This window comes from Corallococcus sp. CA054B (assembly GCF_003611625.1).
Lineage (GTDB): Bacteria > Myxococcota > Myxococcia > Myxococcales > Myxococcaceae > Corallococcus > Corallococcus coralloides.
The window spans coordinates 1-2592 of sequence record NZ_RAVY01000370.1 but is presented as its reverse complement, the minus strand read 5'-3'; the positions used below and the strand labels follow the sequence as shown (position 1 = coordinate 2592).

General features: G+C 70.1%; 2 protein-coding genes. Both read right to left on the bottom strand.

Annotated elements, in window-relative coordinates; translation table 11 throughout:
* Positions 1–84: 84 nt before the first annotated feature.
* Positions 85–1449: a pitrilysin family protein gene (locus tag D7V80_RS40690; protein ID WP_120593117.1), complete on the bottom strand. Its 1365-nt coding sequence runs from the start codon at positions 1447–1449 to the stop codon at positions 85–87.
* A gap of 107 nt (positions 1450–1556) precedes the next feature.
* A complete protein-coding gene (locus D7V80_RS40685) occupies positions 1557–2564 on the bottom strand; it encodes an NAD(P)-dependent alcohol dehydrogenase (protein ID WP_120593116.1) in 1008 nt (335 codons plus the stop codon).
* Positions 2565–2592 lie beyond the last annotated feature (28 nt).

Here is a 2592-nt window from a genome sequence, read left to right as displayed (position 1 = left end):
GTTCCTGGGGGGGCTTGTGGTGGGCGCAGGCGGCGAGCGACAGCGCGGCGGCCAGGACGAGCGACACGGTAGCGCGGGTCTTCATCACGGCGTCCCTCCGGCGGCGACGGCCTTGGGGGTGAGGGTGAGGACGGTGAGGTTCTTGTCCTCGAGGTACTTCCTCGCGAACAGGGTGAGCTGCTGCGGCGTCACGCTGCCCAGCTGCTTCAGATAGCTGGCGAGCGCGTCGGGGCGGCCCATCACGCCCGCATAGAGGGCCAGGTCGATGGCCACGTCGCGCGGCGTCTCCAGGTCCATCAGCAGGCCGTAGCGCAGGTGGTCTTGGATGGCCCTCAGGCGCACGGCGTCCACCGGGCCGCCGGACAGGGCCGTCACCTCGCGGCGCAGCACGGCGTCCACGTCGGCGCGGAACTTCTCGTCCTGCAAGGTGGCGTCGATGGGGAACAGGTACGGGTCGCGGTGCGGCGTGGTGTAGACGTTCAGCGACTCGACGTACTGCTTCTCCAGCACCAGTTCCTTGTACGCGGGGCTGGTGTCTCCCACGAGGTACTCGGCGAGGAGGGTCTGGATGGCGGCGTCGGGCGTGTCCGCGCGGGCGGCGGGCGTGTGCCACGCGAGCACGTGGCGCGGCTGCGTGGGCTGCGGCCAGTCCACGTGGACGGTGCGCTGCTTCGTCTGCGGGGGCTCGGTGGGGATGATGACGCTGGTGGGCTGGCGCTTCCATCCGCCGTAGGCCTTGGTCACCTGGGAGACCACCTGCGCATCGTTGAAGTCACCGACGATGAAGAGGGTGGTGTTGGCGGGCGTGTACCAGCGCTCGAAGAACGAGCGGCTGTAGGCGTACGCCTGCGGCATGGCCTTGATGTCTTCGTAGAAGCCCAGCGTGGTGTGCTGGTACGTGTGGCGGGTGAAGGCCGTCTTCACCAGGGCCTCCTCCAGCTTGAGGTCCGGGCCCGCGGCGTTCTTGTGGTACTCGCCCAGGACGGCGAGCGCCTCCGTCTGGAAGGCCGGCTCGGAGTACTCCAGGTTCTGGAAGCGGTCCGCCTCCAGCGCGATGAGCTTCTCCAGGCCGGCGGTGGGGCCGTACACCTGGTACACGGTGATGTCGTCGGTGGTGAACGCGTTGTCGTCGAAGCCGAAGCCGCCGAGGATGCGCTCGCGCTGGCCCTCCGGGTTCGCCTTCGTCCCCTTGAACATCATGTGTTCGAAGAAGTGGGCGAAGCCGGTGCGGCCGGGCTCCACCTCGTTGCGCGAACCCACGCGCACGGCGGTGACGTACGCGACGATGCCGGGCGAGTTGAACGGCACGCGCACCACGGTGAGCCCGTTGGGCAGGATCGTGGTGTTCAGCGTGTAGGGGAAGAAGCGGGTGGCGTCAGGAGGCTGCTGCGCGGACGCCGGGAGCACCGGCATCAGGAGCAGCAGCAGGAGGGGCAACAGGCGGCGCATGCGCGGACCCTTTCGGTGCTGGGAACGCGCGGGACGTTACGCCGGAGGCAGGGCGGGGGTGGGCGGCTTTCTGTCTGCGCCTGTCACCTGTGCGCCAGAGCCACGCCTCACAGGGTGATGACGATCTTCCCGAAGTGGCCGCCGGACTCCATGTACTGGAGCGCTTCGCGAGCCTGGGCGAAGGGGAAGACGCGGTCGATGACGGGCCGGGTCTTCTCCAGGGACATGGCCTTGAGCATGTCCTCGAACATCTCGCGGCTGCCCACGTAGGTGCTGACGACGCGCAGGTGCCTGGCGCTGGTGGCGGTGGTGTCCGGCTTGCCGGGGGCGCCGGTGAGCAGGCCGATGAGCGCGATGTGGCCGCCCTCCTTGGTGGCCGCGATGGAGCGGGGCAGCGTGCCCGCGCCGCCGACCTCCAGCACATGGTCCACGCCCTGGTTGCCGGTGAGCGTGAGCACGGCCTCCTCCCAGTCCGGCGTCTGGCGGTAGTTGATGAGCCCCTGCGCGCCCAGCTGTTTCGCGCGCTGGAGCTTGTCGTCCTGGCTGGAGGTGATGAGGACGCGGGCCCCGAGGAGGCGGGCGAACTGGAGCGCGAAGATGGACACGCCGCCGGTGCCCTGCGCGAGCACGGTCTGCCCGCGCTTGAGGCCGCCCTGGGGGACGAGCGCGTTCCAGGCGGTGACGGCGGCGCAGGGGAGGGTGGAGCCCTCCTCGTAGGAGAGCCAGTCCGGGAGGAGGACGAGCCCTTCGGCGTCCAGGCAGACGTACTCCGCCAGGACTCCGGGGACGCTTCCTCCGAGCGCGTGGGCGACCTTCTCCGGGGTGCGCTCACCGTCGGTCCAGACCTGGAAGAAGGTGGGGGCCACGCGGTCGCCGACCTTCACGCGGGTGACGCCGGAGCCCACGGCGACGACCTCGCCGGCGCCGTCGGAGCAGGGGATGAGGGGGAGCTTGAGGCCGGGGTAGGTGCCGCGGGCGATGATGAGGTCGCGGTAGTTGAGGGAGACGGCGTGGATGCGGACGAGCGCCTGGCCGGGGCCCGGTTGGGTCTGGGGCGCCTCCACGAGGGTCCAGCTGGAGGCGCCGGTGGGAGTGTGGAGCTCGTACGCCTGCATGGAGGGACTCCGGGAGGAAGGGGCTGCC